This window comes from Streptomyces xanthii (assembly GCF_014621695.1).
GTDB lineage: Bacteria > Actinomycetota > Actinomycetes > Streptomycetales > Streptomycetaceae > Streptomyces > Streptomyces xanthii.
Genome location: NZ_CP061281.1, coordinates 951967 through 966391, shown reverse-complemented (window position 1 = coordinate 966391; position 14425 = coordinate 951967). Strand labels below are relative to the sequence as shown.

General features: G+C 73.3%; 17 protein-coding genes. 7 read left to right on the top strand and 10 right to left on the bottom strand.

Features of this window, described 5'->3' with window-relative positions:
- The first annotated feature begins 177 nt into the window (after window positions 1–177).
- Window positions 178–1056 (top strand): LysR substrate-binding domain-containing protein, encoded by an 879-nt coding sequence (locus IAG42_RS04715; RefSeq protein WP_188335749.1) that lies wholly within the window; start codon window positions 178–180, stop codon window positions 1054–1056.
- A 24-nt stretch (window positions 1057–1080) separates the two neighbouring features.
- On the top strand, window positions 1081–1944 hold the full coding sequence (locus IAG42_RS04710) for a hypothetical protein (protein ID WP_188335748.1): 864 nt from the start codon (window positions 1081–1083) through the stop codon (window positions 1942–1944).
- Here the strand turns inward: IAG42_RS04710 and IAG42_RS04705 are convergent.
- The 5 genes from IAG42_RS04705 to IAG42_RS04685 all read right to left on the bottom strand — a co-directional run bounded on the left by IAG42_RS04705 (window position 1929) and on the right by IAG42_RS04685 (window position 5219).
- Window positions 1929–2504, bottom strand: coding sequence for a S1 RNA-binding domain-containing protein (locus tag IAG42_RS04705; protein WP_223205858.1), 576 nt, complete (start codon window positions 2502–2504; stop codon window positions 1929–1931). The two genes, IAG42_RS04710 and IAG42_RS04705, sit on opposite strands and share 16 nt — an antisense overlap.
- 41 nt (window positions 2505–2545) lie before the next feature.
- Window positions 2546–3088, bottom strand: a complete 543-nt coding sequence (locus IAG42_RS04700; RefSeq protein WP_188335747.1) for a type 1 glutamine amidotransferase domain-containing protein — start codon at window positions 3086–3088, stop codon at window positions 2546–2548.
- Window positions 3089–3185: 97 nt separating this feature from the next.
- Complete coding sequence (locus IAG42_RS04695; RefSeq protein WP_188335746.1) at window positions 3186–4001, bottom strand: SAM-dependent methyltransferase; 816 nt, start codon at window positions 3999–4001, stop codon at window positions 3186–3188.
- A gap of 103 nt (window positions 4002–4104) precedes the next feature.
- Window positions 4105–4356, bottom strand: a complete 252-nt coding sequence (locus IAG42_RS04690; protein ID WP_188335745.1) for a DUF397 domain-containing protein — start codon at window positions 4354–4356, stop codon at window positions 4105–4107.
- Complete coding sequence (locus IAG42_RS04685) at window positions 4353–5219, bottom strand: helix-turn-helix domain-containing protein (RefSeq protein WP_188335744.1); 867 nt, start codon at window positions 5217–5219, stop codon at window positions 4353–4355. The genes IAG42_RS04690 and IAG42_RS04685 overlap by 4 nt, the downstream gene beginning before the upstream one ends.
- Before the next feature lie 316 nt (window positions 5220–5535).
- Between IAG42_RS04685 and IAG42_RS04680 the strand changes: the two genes are divergently transcribed.
- Complete coding sequence (locus IAG42_RS04680; RefSeq protein ID WP_223205857.1) at window positions 5536–5988, top strand: ATP-binding protein; 453 nt, start codon at window positions 5536–5538, stop codon at window positions 5986–5988.
- A 640-nt stretch (window positions 5989–6628) separates the two neighbouring features.
- Window positions 6629–7012: a recombinase family protein gene (locus tag IAG42_RS04675; protein ID WP_223205856.1), complete on the top strand. Its 384-nt coding sequence runs from the start codon at window positions 6629–6631 to the stop codon at window positions 7010–7012.
- Between the two features lie 48 nt (window positions 7013–7060).
- Here the strand turns inward: IAG42_RS04675 and IAG42_RS04670 are convergent, their stop codons facing one another.
- Window positions 7061–7870: a VOC family protein gene (locus IAG42_RS04670; protein WP_188335743.1), complete on the bottom strand. Its 810-nt coding sequence runs from the start codon at window positions 7868–7870 to the stop codon at window positions 7061–7063.
- A gap of 158 nt (window positions 7871–8028) precedes the next feature.
- On the opposite strand from IAG42_RS04670, the gene IAG42_RS04665 reads away from it, so the two are divergent.
- Complete coding sequence (locus IAG42_RS04665) at window positions 8029–9147, top strand: PP2C family protein-serine/threonine phosphatase (protein ID WP_188335742.1); 1119 nt, start codon at window positions 8029–8031, stop codon at window positions 9145–9147.
- Between the two features lie 63 nt (window positions 9148–9210).
- Window positions 9211–10257, top strand: a complete 1047-nt coding sequence (locus IAG42_RS04660; protein ID WP_188335741.1) for a S66 family peptidase — start codon at window positions 9211–9213, stop codon at window positions 10255–10257.
- A gap of 14 nt (window positions 10258–10271) precedes the next feature.
- Here the strand turns inward: IAG42_RS04660 and IAG42_RS04655 are convergent, their stop codons facing one another.
- The 3 genes from IAG42_RS04655 to IAG42_RS04645 are packed head-to-tail and all read right to left on the bottom strand — an operon-like array spanning window position 10272 to window position 12800.
- Window positions 10272–10547 carry a hypothetical protein gene (locus tag IAG42_RS04655; RefSeq protein WP_188335740.1) on the bottom strand — a complete coding sequence of 92 codons (276 nt, stop codon included), beginning with the start codon at window positions 10545–10547 and terminating at the stop codon, window positions 10272–10274.
- A 10-nt stretch (window positions 10548–10557) separates the two neighbouring features.
- Window positions 10558–11301: an SGNH/GDSL hydrolase family protein gene (locus tag IAG42_RS04650; RefSeq protein WP_188335739.1), complete on the bottom strand. Its 744-nt coding sequence runs from the start codon at window positions 11299–11301 to the stop codon at window positions 10558–10560.
- Window positions 11298–12800 (bottom strand): DHA2 family efflux MFS transporter permease subunit, encoded by a 1503-nt coding sequence (locus IAG42_RS04645; protein ID WP_188335738.1) that lies wholly within the window; start codon window positions 12798–12800, stop codon window positions 11298–11300. Before IAG42_RS04645 ends, IAG42_RS04650 begins: the two co-directional genes overlap by 4 nt.
- 67 nt (window positions 12801–12867) lie before the next feature.
- On the opposite strand from IAG42_RS04645, the gene IAG42_RS04640 reads away from it, so the two are divergent.
- Window positions 12868–13479 (top strand): TetR/AcrR family transcriptional regulator, encoded by a 612-nt coding sequence (locus IAG42_RS04640; RefSeq protein WP_188335737.1) that lies wholly within the window; start codon window positions 12868–12870, stop codon window positions 13477–13479.
- A 43-nt stretch (window positions 13480–13522) separates the two neighbouring features.
- Here IAG42_RS04640 and IAG42_RS04635 read toward each other — a convergent pair whose 3' ends face one another.
- The gene (locus tag IAG42_RS04635; RefSeq protein ID WP_188335736.1) at window positions 13523–14377 is read right to left on the bottom strand and encodes a universal stress protein; all 855 of its coding nucleotides are present in this window, start codon (window positions 14375–14377) and stop codon (window positions 13523–13525) included.
- Window positions 14378–14425: the final 48 nt, after the last annotated feature.

The following is a 14425-nucleotide window of genomic DNA, read 5'->3' as shown; positions in this document are numbered from 1 at the left end:
CCGGGGCGGGCGGGGGGCACCGCCGGGGCCGACGCCTTCGACGCTAGGGCCCGCCATTGATTTACGTCCAACATAAGTTTTGGATGTCACGATCCAAGAACAGCATGACGGAATCGACGGCTCCGCATGGCAGAGTCGAGGCCGGAACCGCCGACAGGCCGACGAGGGAGTACGCGCTTGTTCACCCTGACCCAGCTGACGTGCTTCATGGCCGTGGCGGAAGAACTGCACTTCACCCGGGCCGCCGAGCGCCTGCGCATGACCCAGCCGCCGCTGAGCCGGCAGATCCAGCTCCTGGAGCACGAGCTCGGCGTACGCCTCCTGGACCGGACGAACCGGACCGTGCGCCTCACCCCGGCCGGCCGGTCCTTCCTCGGTGAGGCCCGCCGCATCGTCCGCCAGGCCGAGCACGCGGCCCTTGCCGTACGGCAGGTCTCCTCGGGCGAGACCGGTTCGATCGCCGTCGGGTTCACCGCCGGCGGCGCCTACTCCGCCCTCGGGGAACTGCTCGCCACCTCGCGCGGCGCGCTGCCCGACGTCGAGATCCTGCTCCACGAGCTCGTCACCCGCGACCAGTTGGAGGCGCTCGGCGAGGGCACCCTCGACCTCGGGCTCATTCGGCCGTCCGCGATCGGCTCCGACCTGACCTCCCGCACCGCCGTCCGCGAAGGACTCGTCGCCGCGCTGCCCGCGGACCACCCGCTCGCGTCCGGCGACGGACCGCTCGAACTGGCCGCGTTCCAGGGCCAGGACTTCCTCATGTACTCCTCCGTCGAGGCCCGCTACTTCCACGAGCTGCTGCTCACCACGTTCCACACGGCGGGCGTGCGACCCGTCTTCGTCCAGTACCTCAGCCAGGTCCACAGCATGCTGGCCCTCGTCAACTCCGGCTGGGGCGTGGCGCTCGTCCCCGAGGCGGCCACGAGCATGCGCTACGCCGGGGTCGCCTACCGGCCGCTGGACCTGCCGGACGATCCCCGCCCGGTCGAGCTGGACCTCGTGTGGCGCAAGGACAACGACAACCCGGCGCTCGCCGCCCTGCTGCGCCTCCTCTGAGCGCGCGGCCCTACGATCACGCACATGTCACTCACCTCACCCATACCCGTTCTGCACAACTCCGGTGGATCCACGCTCCGTTACGAGGACGGGGCACTCCTCCTGAGCCGTTCCGGCGAGGAGGCGCGGATCCCGCTCCCGGCCATCGCGCGGATCCGCGCCGAAGGACGCGCCGTCGCCGTCGAACTCACCGCACCGGCGGGAGCGGCGCCGGCCGTGCACCGGCTGGACGACGTGAGCGAGGCCGCCGCCGCGCTCTTCGCCGACGCGGTCACCGCGGTCCTGCCCGAGCGCGATGCCGGAGCGGAGCCGGCCGACGGCTCGGCACTGGTCGTCGTCCGGGCCCTGACCGAGACCCCGGACGAGGAACGAAGACGCAGGAGCAGGCGCCGGACGCGCATCGGCATCGCCTCGGCCGGCTCCGTCTTCCTCGCCCTCGCGCTCGCCGTCGGCATCCACGGCCAGCCGATCGTCGCGCTCCTGACCCTGCTCGTCGGGCCGGTCGGCGCGGCGAGCCTGGCCTACGCGTGGATGGGCGTCGAGGACCTCTACCTCCAGTGGTACCTGCCGCGCCGGGGCATCACGGTCCAGGCCCGGCGGGTCGGGCAGTCGCGCATCGCGGGCGGTACGTTCCAGACGTACGTCTACACGGACCTGCACGGAGAGAGCCGGACCGCGCACCATCGGGGCGGCGGCGCGACTGTGGAGGTCGCCTACCACCCGGACAAGCCGCACATCGTACGGATCCCCGAGTCGGGCGGCCAGAAGGCCGGATCGGTGGCCGTGGCCGTTTTCCTGATCCTCTTCGGACTCCTCGTCGAACTCGCGACCGTCTACCTGCTCTACGCGGCCTTCGTGGACGGATACCCGGGCTACGGCCCGTCCTGACCGTCCCCGGCCACAGCCTTCAGGGACAGGGAGACCTGCCCGGTGCGGGGCTCGGCGACGATCACCTCGGCGGTGATCCGCCGGCCCGCCTCGACGACCTCGCAGGGGTGGGAGACCGGCGACCAGGACAGCTCGGGTATCTGGATCAAGCCCGTGCACCTGCCCTCGGGCTCCCCGTCGACATGCACGAACGCCCCGAAGGGCCGCACACTCGCCACGGTCCCCGTGACTCTCTGCCCGGGCTCCAGCCCGGCCAGAAAGGCCCGCAGGGCCGGAATCTCACACGCCCGGGCCGACAGCAGAAGGGCCCCGTCCTGCTCCCGGACACCGAACTCCTCGGCCTCGACCAGCTGCCCGGCCTCGAAGACCTCCCGCGCGCTCCCGCCCGGCCGCATCGAGACCTCACCCGCGGGAATCCGCCCCGGCGCCCCGTCCTCGCCCGCCCGCACGATCACGTCACCGCCGTCGAAGCCGACGACCTCGACCACGCGCACGGGCCCCGGCCGCTGCCGGCCGGCGAGTTCGGCCCGCAGCCGGGCGTAGGGATCGGGAGTGTTCATCCCCCGACGCTAACGCGGCGGGGCCTGCCGAGCGGGGGCCGTCAGGCGGGCTCGCGGCTGAAGGCGTTCACCAGCGCCTCGCCGAAGGCCGGAAGGTCGTCCGGTTTACGGCTGGTGATCAGGAGGTTGGGGCCGTGGTCACAGAGACGGACCTCCTCGTCGACCCAGGTGCCGCCCGCGTTGCGGATGTCCGTCCGCAGGCTCGGCCACGACGTGAGCACCCGGCCGGAGACGACGTCCGCCTCGACGAGCGTCCACGGGGCGTGACAGATGGCGGCGACCGGAAGGCCCCGGCCGAAGAAGTCCCGTACGAAGGAGACCGCGCCGGCGTCCATGCGCAGGGCGTCGGGGTTGGCCACGCCGCCCGGCAGGACCAGGCCGTCGAACGAGGCGGCGGTCGTGTCGGCGACGACCTCGTCCACGGGGAAGGTGTCCGCCTTGTCGAGGTGGTCGAAGGCCTGGATCCGGCCGGGCTCCGTGGAGACCAGAACCGGCGTGCCGCCACTGTCGGAGACGGCCTTCCACGGCTCGGTCAGTTCGACCTGCTCCACGCCCTCGGGCGCTGTCAGAAACGCGATACGCATCGTCCCGCTCTCCTTCGCTCGGCGTCCACGGGCCCCGGGTACCCGGCGGTGTCCCGGCGACACCGAGCGAGGAGAAGCGCGAGGAGAAGCGGTGGGCTCAGCGCTTGATGCCGACCCCCGCCCACAGACTGATCTGCGCGTCCGAAGGCTCCGTGCCGTCGGCGGGCGCGGCGGGCCGCCAGCGGTGGCAGCAGACGATGCCCGGCTCGACCAGGTCGAGCCCGTCGAAGAAGCGCAGCACGTCGTCGTGCTTGCGGAACTGCACCGGCGACCCCGACTTCGTGTACACCTCCGCCACCTTGTTCCACGTCTCGGGGTCGAAGTCGGGCGTGCAGTGGTTCATGGCCAGCGCGCTGCCCGCCGGGAGCGGGTCGAGCAGCCGGCGCACGATGGCGTACGGGTCGTGCGGGTCGGTGATGAAGTGCATCAGCGCGTTGAGCGACAGGGCGATCGGCTGGTCGAAGTCCAGCACCTCCGCGTCCTGCACCGCGTTCAGCAGTGCCTCCGGGTCCCGGACGTCGGCCTCGACGTACGCCGTACGCCCCTGCGTCGTGCTGCGCATGAGGCGCTCGGCGTACTTGAGGACCAGCGGATCGTTGTCCGCGTACACGACCCGGGCCTCCGGAACGACCGACTGCGCGACCTGGTGGAGGTTGGGCTCGGTCGGGATGCCGGTGCCGACGTCCAGCCACTGCCGGATGCCGTGCTCCTGGGCCAGGGCCCTGGTGGCCCGGTGCATGAACGCCCGGTTCTCCCGCGCCGTCACGTACAGCCCCGGATGGGCCTGCGCGGCGACCAGGGCCGCCTCCTTGTCGATCTCGAAGTGGTCCTTGCCACCGAGGAAGTAGTCGTACATCCGGGCCGAGTGCGCCTTGCTGGTGTCGAGATCCCGGCCGGCCTGCCTGGTGCTCATGTGCTCCCCTTCACGCGTGTCTCCGTCGGCTTCCGCGCCGGCTGTCTGTCGGCCCGTGGGCCAGGGGGCGCGACCGGTGCCGTCGCCCCTCGTGCCCGCCGGTTCACCCGGCGGTCAGATGATCGGCCAGACCCTCCTTGACGCCGCGCACGAACGCGGCGATCTCCTCCGGCGCGTAGATCAGCGCGGGCCCGGCCGGGTCGGTCGACTGCCGTACGGCCACCCGGCCGTCGGCGAGCAGCTTCGTCTCGACGCACTGACCGCCGTTCGGACCGCTCCAGGGGCGCTCCCAGCCCTGCTCCCCGAGGTCGCGGGCCGGCATCCCGTTGTAGACGCCCTCGTCGGTGATCGTCATGAGTACTCCTTGCGCATGCGGTTCAGGAGCGCCTTGCTGTCCTCCGACGACGTCATCAGCGCCATGCGGGAGTGCGCCTCGAGATGGGCGACGACGTCGACGCGCTGATCCAGGTACACGGACGCGGACAGCAGCTCGCTGTAGACGATGTCGGGCAGCTCGGGCTCCTCGAACCGGAAATACGTGAACGGGGCACACGCCCCGAAATGCGCGCCCGCGGCGAAGGGCACGATGTCGAGGCTGATGTGCGCGAGCTCGGAGGCCTCCAGGAGCCAGTCGATCTGCTCGCGCATCACTTCCGGTCCGCCCACCACCCGGTGCAGGACCGCTTCCTCCATGACGACCCACAGCGTGGGCGCGTCGGGCTTCTCCAGCAGGCTCTGGCGGCGCAGCCGCAGCTCCACACGCCGGTCGAGGTCCTCCTCGCTGCCGTTGGGCAGCCCGCCGCGCAGCACCGCGCGCGCGTAGTCGGCGGTCTGCAGCAGGCCGGTGACGTACTGGGGTTCGTAGGTGCGCAGCGTCTTGGCGCCGGTCTCCAGACTGACGTAGGCGGTGAACCAGCTGGGGACGGCGTCGCGGTAGGAGTGCCACCAGCCCGGCTCGTTGGCCTGCTCGGCCAGGTCGACGAACTCCTCGATCTCCTGACGGCCCGCGCCGTACGTCTCGAGGAGCTTCTCCACGTAGAGGGGTTTGAGGGCGACCTCGGCCTTCTCCAGCCGACGGATCGTCAGGGACTTCACGCGCAGAGCCCTCGCCGCGTCGTCCAGCGAGGCGCCGGCGGCCAGCCGCATGTCCTGCAGCCTGCGGCCGAGGATCATGCGAAGAACCGTCGGCGCGCTGGTGGCGGACCGGGCTTCACTCACGCCCAACCTCCTGAAGGATCATCAACATCGCCATTCTGGCAGTGACTTGAAGACGACGCCAGGGTGATACCCGCGCTGCTGAAATTATCAGGGAGTCGGTTGCAGCCTGAACGTGATCACGCGCATAGTGGCCATGTGAGCGGTCGAGTCACAGCTTCGACGCGGCATCCGGCCCCGAGGGGCCGCCCGATGCCGATGCCGTCGTCGGCGCCCCGGCGCAGGGGGTCCGGCCCGGCACTCACCGCTCACCGCGCGAGCCGCGGCCCGCGTCCCCACACCGCGCCCGCCCCTCGGACGGCACTGGAAGGCGACATCCGTGCATCTGCCCACGCCCTCGGCCCCCGCCCCCGCCTTAGCGACGAACGCGCAGCCCCGGGAGTACTGGTTCGGCCTGCCCGCCCTGCGTACGAGCGCGAGATCGGCCCGCGACACCGTGCGCGACCGGCTCCGTGCCTGGGAGGTGCCGGGGGACACGTGCTGCGACGCGGTGCTCCTGGTCTCCGAGCTGACGACGAACGCGGTGCTGCACACCGGCAGCGGCCGGGTCCTGTGCGGCCTCACGCTGACCGGCGACGAGCGGCGCCTGCGCATCGAGCTGCACGACGAGGGCCGCGTCCCGGTCCACCCGACCGCGCACCGCGCGGGCCCCGGCGAGGAGAACGGGCGGGGACTCTTCCTCGTCCAGCAGCTCGCGGACCGCTGGGGCTCGGCCCGCTCGACACGAGCCGAAGGCAAGGTCGTCTGGGCGGAGTTGACGGCCCACCCGTGACAGCCCGGCGCGGCGGGCTGCCCGGGACGGCCCGGTTCGCGGGCTCACCCGTGGTTTCCGTGCGCGGTGGCTTGCCCGGGACTGTCGGGGGCGACGGCTTACCCGTGACAGCTTGGTTCGGTGGCGCGCCCGTGACGGCCTGGCGCGGCGGCCTGCCCGTGACAGCTTGGCTCGGCGGCTCACCCGTGACGGCCTGGCGCGGTGGCGCGCCTGTGACTGTCCGGGGAGACGGCTCGCCCATGACAGTTGGGCTCGGTGGCGCACCTGTGACTGTCCGGTTCGGCGGCTCGCCCGTGGCTGTTCGGCGCGGTGGCCTGCCCGTGACTGTCGGGGGCGACAGCTCACCCTTGACGGCCCGGCGCGGTGGCCTGCCCGTGACAGCTTGGCTCGGCGGCGCACCCGTGACGGCCTGGCGCGGTGACTTGCCCGTGACTGCCCGGTTCGACGGGCTAGCCCTGACAGTTCGGTTCGACGGCCCACCCCGGAAGGTCCAGCCCGACGGCCCGTCCCTGGCCGTCCAGTCCGACGGGCTGTCCCTGGCGGCGTGGCCGGTGACGGCCGACGTCCTCGCACGACCCCTCCGCGTCCCCTTCGCGCGGCGGGGCGCCCCCTCTCCCCGACCGACCTGCAGAAGGCGCCCATGACCCCCCACAGAGACACCGCTTCCTCACCCGTCGTGCTGTACGTGTGCGCCGACCGGACCCCGGGCCTGCCGGGGCCGGCCACCCAGTGTGCGCGGACCGAAGGCCACGCGTTCGCCCGGGAGCGCGGCATGACGATCGCCGAGGTCGTCACCGACACGTACGGCGAGCCCGACCCGGCCCGGCGCACGGGCTGGCGCCGGGTGAAGCAGCTCGTGCAGACGGGCGACGTCACCGCGGTCCTGGTGCGCTGGCCCAGCGCCATCGCGCCGGAGTCCGCGCACGAACTCCGGCACCGCGAGACCGACTGGCTGCGCGACCACGGCGTCCGCGTCCGCTACACGTGGGCGCCCCTGACGGCGCGGAGCGGCGAGGCCTGCTGACACCGGCCCCGCCGTTCCCCGACCCGCCCGTTGCCCTGACCCGTCAAGTCACTTCGCGGCCGACGCCTCCGGGGTCAGCACGACGAAGTCCGCGCGGGACGGGTCGAGACACACGGCCAGCCGGCCCACGCCCGGGGCGTCGTCCGGACCCATCTGGACGCTGCCGCCGTGCCCGGTCACCTGCGCGACCGTCGCGTCGCAGTCGCCGACGTCGAACACCGGGTGCCAGTACGGGCGTCCGTCCGCGAGGGCGAGGTGCTCCGCGGGGAGCTGCATCAGCCCGCCCTGCATACGCTCCGGGGGCAGCCCCGCGGGCGTGATGAGCGTGTACGTGCCGCCGCCGCCCGGCAGCTCCATGTCGGAGAACTGCCAGCCGAAGACCGCGCCGTAGAACTCCTGCGCGGCCTTGGCGTCGGTCGTGTAGAGCTCCGTCCAGGACAGTGCGCCCGGGGCGTCCACCAGCTCGACACCCGTGTCCGAACCGGGCTGCCAGGCGGCGAACTGCCCGCCCAGCGGGTCGGAGTACTGGGCCATGCGTCCCCACTCGCCGAGGTCCCTCGGCGCGACGCGCACGGAGCCGCCGGCGCGCTCCACGGCCTCCGTCGTCGCGTCGGCGTCGGCGACGGTGTAGTAGATCATCCAGGCGGGACGGGCACCCTGCTCGGTGAGCTTGCCCAGGCCGGCGACGATCTTGCCGTCCTTGCGGAACATCCCGCCTTCCATGTCCTCCCCGCCGCCGCTCATGGGCTCGTAGTCCCAGCCGAGCGTGGAGCGGTAGAAGGCCGCCGCGGCCGGCACGTCGGGCGCACCGAGGTCGAGCCAGCAGGGCGTGCCGGGGGCGAAATCGGTGGTGATCATGGGCATTCCTTTCGCAGATGCCGTACGGGCCCCAGCCTGCCACCGGGGACCGACACCCGCCCCTCGGCCGCGGCCCGGCCGGACGTCCGCCCAGGTGAGCCGTGGTCGGGTGCATGCCAGCTGGTGCGAGGCGGACGGACGCGGTGTAGGCAGGAGTCATGCCACAGCGATCCGAGGGGCTCCGTGGGCCGGCGCGGGCGAGCCGTTCGCTGGTCGTCGTGCCGGTCGCGTGGATCGTCGCGGTCGTCGTGATCGACGTCCTCGCGCCGCCCGACGTCCACCTCGGGCCGCTACTGGTCGCGGCCCCGGCGATCACCCCGTCGTTCGGCGGCCCCCGGACCGTGGGGGCGATCGCCGCGCTGGCGGTGCTGGCCCAGGCACTCATCGGGATTCTGCGCGACCCCGACGCACTGTTCTCGGCCAATCACCAGGCGCAGATCATCGCCCTGGCCCTGGTGGGGATCTGCCTCGTGGTCTTCTGCGTCGTGCGGGACCGCAGGGCGGAGGAGCTGATGCGGGTGCGGTCGGTGTCCGAGGCGGCCCAGCGCAGTGTGCTGCCGCCGCTGCCCAGCCGGATCGGGCCGCTGCGCGTCGCCTCCCGCTACCTCGCCGCGCAGGCCGAGGCGCAGATCGGCGGGGACCTGTACGCGGCGGCACGCACCACCTCCGGTACCCGGCTGATGGTCGGTGACGTGCGGGGCAAGGGGCTCACCGCGGTGAGCGACGCCGCGCTGCTGCTCGGCGCGTTCCGCGGCGCGGCCCATCGCCAGGCGGGCCTCGGGGAGTTGGTGGCCTATCTGGACCGGAGCGTGTGCTGGGACCTCATGGAGCCCGGCGAGACGCTCCGCCCCGGGGAAACCTTCATCACCGCCGTCTTCCTCGACATCCCCGACGACAGAGGCGCCGTCCAGATGATCTCCTGCGGGCACCCGCCGCCGATCGTCCTGCGCGACGGCCGGCCCACCTCCATGGACGCGACCCGGCCCGCGCCCCCGCTGGGCCTCGGCGAACTGACGCAGGCGCGCTACCGCGTCGACCGGTTCCCCTTCGAGCCGGGCGAACTGCTCCTGCTCTACACGGACGGCGTGACCGAGGCCCGCGAGCCCGGCGGTCCCTTCTACCCGCTCACCGAGCGCGTCACCGGCTGGACCGAGAAGGACCCCGACCGGTTCCTGCACCGCCTGCGGAGCGATCTGCTGCGGTACGTGGGCGGGCGCCTCGACGACGACGCCGCCATGATCGCGATCGGCCGGCCCGCCGAGCCCGAGACGGGCTGAACCCGCGGGCCGCGCCCGGGAAACGCGGGTGCGCGCCGGGAACCGGATTCCTATCCTCGGCGGATGAAGCCGCCCGAGTATCCGCCCAAGCCCGTGCCCGGCGACCGCGTCGCGGTCCTGTCGCCCTCCTCCGGGCTCCCGGGCCTCCTCCCGCTCCCGTACGAGCTCGCCCTCGAACGGCTGCGCACGGAGTTCGGCCTGGAGCCCGTGGAGTACCCGTCCACCCGGAAGACGAACTCCACGCCCCAGCAGCGAGCCGACGACCTCCACGCCGCGTTCGCCGACCCGGACATCAAGGCGGTGCTGGCCAGCATCGGCGGCGACGACCAGATCACCGTGCTCCCGTTCCTGGACCGTGAGCTGATCCGCGCCCACCCCAAGCCGTTCTTCGGCTCCAGCGACAACACCAACCTGCTGCTGTTCCTGCGGAACCTGGGCATCGTCGGCTACCACGGGGGCTGCCTGATGACGGAGTTCGGCCGCCCGCACAGCCTCCACCCGCTGACCGCCGAGTCCCTGCGCGCCGCCCTGTTCACCCACGGCCCCTACGAACTGCGCCCCGCCGAGCGCTACCGCGACACCGACCGCGACTGGGCGGACCCCGCCACCTTCGAGGCGGAACCGGACTCGGAGCCGGCCGGCGGCTGGCTCTGGCACCGCCCCGAGCGCACGGTCGAGGGCCGCGCCTGGGGCGGCAACCTGGAGATCCTCTCCTGGCTCCTGATGGCCGACCGCGAGATCGAACGGGACGTCTCGGCCTACGAGGGCGGCGTGCTGTTCCTGGAGACGTCCGAGGAACTCCCGCGCGCGGAGGAGGTCCACCGGATCCTGCGCAACATGGGCGAACGCGGCCTGCTGGCCCGCTTCCCCGCCCTCCTCATGGGCCGTGCCAAAGCCTGGTCCTTCGATCGCCCGAACGACCTCCAGGCCCGACGGCTCTACGCCGACGAGCAGCGCGAGGCGGTCCTGCGCGCCCTGGCCACGTACGCCCCGCACACGATGGCCGTCTTCGACGTGGACCTGGGCCACACGGACCCCCAACTGGTCATCCCCTACGGAGGTCTGGTCCGCGTGGACGGCCCGGCCCGGCGCATCACCGTGACGTACTGACCCGGCCGCACCGCTCAGAAGGGCACGGCGACCCCTGCGTCGCGCAGCACGAGCAACGCGCGGCCGAGACACTCCCCGGCGGTGGCACCGTCGGCCCGCAGCCCGTGCGGCAAGGGGCCGCCGCTCGCCGCGAAGGTCCACGGCGGGAGGCCCTCCCGCATACGCGCGGCATCCACGCGGAGCAGGGCGTCGACGCCCTGCTCGCCGAGCCGTTCGAGGATGAGCGGCGTCGTGTCTTCGACGCCGCTCACCTCATCGAGCTTCGGCCATCGGTTCTTCGGGCTGCGCATGGGCACCACGCTACGCGGGCCTGGCCCCGTCACCGGCAGCACGCCCCAACGTCGTCGCGATGGCGGCGAACGCGGCCGCGTGGCCACGGGCGTTGGCGTGGACGCGGTCCTCGGCGTAGATGGCCGGGTCGGCGGACAGCGGGTGGTGGTGGGTGTCCACGTGGACGCCGCCGAGTTCGCGGGTCAGGGCGGCGGTGATCCGGTCGAGTTCGTCGAAGCGGCGGGCCATGCCCTCGGCGTGCTCCGGCGGGACGAGGCCCGAGCGGGCGAGGTCGAACAGGCCGATCGTGACGACGAGGGCGCCGGTGCCGGCGAGGGGCGCGAGGAGCGAGGCCAAACCGGAACGCAGCGCCACCGGGTCGAAGGCGCGGAACGCGTCGTTGCCGCCCGCGCTCACCAGCACCACGTCCGGCGCGAACTCCAGCGCGGGGCCGAGCTGCCGGTCGCGGATCTCGTCGAGCAGGAGATACGGCACCGCGAGGTTGACCGCCGCGAAACCGGGGCGAGTTGCGGCGAGGGCGTCGGTGAAGCGGTCGGCGAAGGAGCGGTCGAGGTAGCCGGGCAGCGGGTCCAGCACGCCGGCGGTGACGCTGTCGCCGAGCACCGCGAGACGCTGCCACGGACGGTCGCGGAGCAGTTCGGCGGCGGTGTCCGGGGCGATGCAGTGCGGGTCGGCCCGTTCGGCGGCGAGATCGGCGGGCGGGCGGCGGGGGGCTTCGTAGGTCCGCGAGGTTCCGTAGGTCCGAGAGGTCATCGCTGGTCTCCTTCGTAGGCGTGGGCGGCGGCCGCGGGGCGCGGCGCCGGCGGGGGAGTGCCGCGCAGGGCGAGACCGCCGAGGGCGGCGGCCAGAGCGACGGCGGCGGCGAACCAGTACACGGCGGCGTACGGGCGCGCACCCGCACCCGAGACCTCCGCGACGATCACGGCGGTGGCGGCGATGCCGAGGCCGCCCCCCACCTGCCGGGCGGCCATGACCATGCCGGTGGCGGCGGCGAAGTGCCGCGGCGCGACGGAGAGCGCGGCCGCGCTGGAGACACCGACGGTGGTGAGGCCGACGCCGAGGCCCATGACCGTGCCGGTCGGGAGCCAGAGCGTCCAGAAGTGCGGTTCGGTGCCGACGAAGAGGGCCAGCGCGGCCGCCGAGGCCGCGATCAGCGCCGAGCCCGCCACCACCATCGTGCGCGGGGCGATGCGGATGCCGAGCCGTCCGATGCCGACTCCGACCAGGGCCGTGACGAGCGCCGCCGGGCTCATCGCGAGGCCGGCCTCCAGGGCGGAGTAGTGCCAGGCGTCCGTCATGAAGAGCACCCCGAGCAGCATCGTGGTGAAGAGCCCCGCGCCGTACGCGAGGGAGACGCCGCTCGCGACGGCGAAGGACCGGCTGCGGAACAGGTCGAGCCGCAGCGCGGGACGCGGATGCCGCAGTGCCCGCAGCACGGTCGCCGCGCCCGCGATCACGGTGGCGCCGAAGGCGGCCGTCACGTGCGCGGAGGTCCAGCCGTGCCCGGGGCCCTGCGTCAGCCCGTACACCGCCGAGCCGATGGCGACGGCGAGCAGGAGGCCGCCCACGAGGTCGGGGCCCCGTCCCGCTCGGGACTCGGCGGCCGGGAGCCTGCGTCCGGCGATGAGCACCCAGACGCCGACCGGCAGGTTGAGGCAGAACAGGGCCCGCCAGTCGAGCACCTCGACCAGCACGCCGCCGAGGGCGGGCCCCGCGGCGGCGGCGAGGGCGCCCGCCGCGCTCCACACGCCGATCGCGGCGCGCCGGCGTTCGGCCGGGATCTCCGCGAGCACGAGCCCCAGCGAGGCGGGGACCAGCAGGGCGGCGGCCAGCCCCTGGGCGGCGCGCGCGCCGAGCAGCACGGGCAGGTCCGGGGCCACGGCGATGAGCAGCGAAGCGGCGGTGAAGACGGCGACACCGGCCAGGAACAGGCGGGCCCGGCCCACCGCGTCGGCCAGCGGCCCGGCCGGGGCGAGCAGCGCGGCGAACGGGATCACGTAGGCCGTGGCGACCCACGACACGGTGGTGAGCGAGACGTCGAAGTCGGCGGCGATCGGCGGCACCGCCAGATTCGTCACGGTGGCGTCGAGAAAGCTGAGGAAGGTGCCGGCGCAGGCGAGCAGCAGGGCGAGCGAGGCACGGCGCGCCGAGGCGCCGGGCGAGACGGTCGAAGGGGCAGCCGAGGCGTCGGGCGGAGGGGCAGCCGAAGGGGCGGCCGAAGGGGCGGGAGGGGCGGAGCCGGAAGGCGTCATGGCGAGGATTTAAGAGTACGATCGTTCGTACGTCAATGCCGTACGGTCGTTTGCTAAACTCCTTCGCATGGCAGGACGTGCATCGGCTCAGGCAGCGCTCGAGACCCGGCGATCGGTGCTGGGGGCCGCCGCCGAACTCGCTTCGGTGGAAGGCCTGGACAGCGTCACGATCGGCCGCCTCGCGGACCGGCTCGGGATGAGCAAGGCGGGCGTGATCGGACAGTTCCGCAGCAAGGAGAAGCTCCAGCTGGAGACCGTGGAGCTGGTCATGGACGCCTTCCGCACCCAGGTCTGGGAGCCGGTGCGCCACCTCGACCCCGGCCTGCCGCGTCTGCTCGCGGCCTGCGCTGCCTGGGTCCGCTACGGCGCCGATCCCGGCTACTCGGGCGGCTGTCTGCTCACCCAGGTCACCTACGACTACGACGGCCGCACCGGCGCCGTGCACGACCGGATCGCCGAGGGCCGCGGCCGCTGGCGCGACACCTTGCGCCGCGACATCGAGGCCGCCGTGGCCGCGGGCGACCTTCCGCCCGGCACGGACACGGCCCAGGTCGTCTACGGCCTGGAGTCCCTGGCCGCCGGCATCACCCCGGCGCGCCTCCTGCACGGCGACAGCCGGGCGGAGGACTGGGCGCTGCGCGGCATGAGGGCCGTTCTGGGCGTTCCGGCGACGGACTGAGCCACGCCCGGCCCGGATCGTCGGGACGACCCGACTCACTGCCTCAGGGCATCGGGACGACCGCGACCGGGGCGGTGCTGTGGTGCACGACCGTGTGGATGACGTGGCCCAGGCGCGGGCCGACGGGGAGCTTGCGGGGGCGGTGGCCCACGATCACCAGCTCCGCGTCCTGCGACGAGTCCTCCAGACGGTCTCCGGCGGGGCCTTCGACGGCCCCGGCGGTGGCCTCCACATCCGGGAACCGTTCGAGCCAGGGCGTCAGCCGCTCGTCTAGGCTGCCGAGCGCCCCGATCCGTTCCTTCTCGCCCATCTTCGGATCCATGACACCGCCGTATCCGTAGAAGGTGGGCAGCGGCCGGCTGTACAGGAACCGGATCGGGGCGTTGCGGCGGGCCGCCTCCGTGAAGGCGAAGGCCAGCAGGGGGTCGCAGGAGTGCTCGATGTCGACGCCCACGACGATCCCGCGGGACGCGGCGGCCCGCTCGGTCTCCCGCGCCCGGACCAGGACGACCGGATGCCGGGCGCTGCCGAGGACCGACAGGGCGACCGAGCCGGAGACGAAACCGTGCACGGTCCCCAGCCCGCGCGAGCCGAGCACCAGCAGGTCGGCCTCGTCCGCCGCCGCCGTGAGCTCGGCCGCCGGCCGGCCGTGCAGTCGCTCGGTGAGGACCTCCAGGTCGGGGTGCTCCCGCCGGGCGCGGTCGGCCTCGTCCCGGAGCAGCGCGTCGATCCGCTCGGCGTGCAGCCGGTCGTCCTCGGACGGCGCCTCGTCCTTGCGCTCCACCACGTGGGCCAGCCGCAGCGGAACCTCGCGCAGCACGGCCTCGCGGGCCGCCCAGCGGGCGGCGGCGACACTCTCGGGGGAGCCGTCCAGCCCCACCGTGACCTGGGCAGTCATGACTACCTCCACAAAGCCGGCCGTTTCACTCCTTCCAGGTTCGTACAG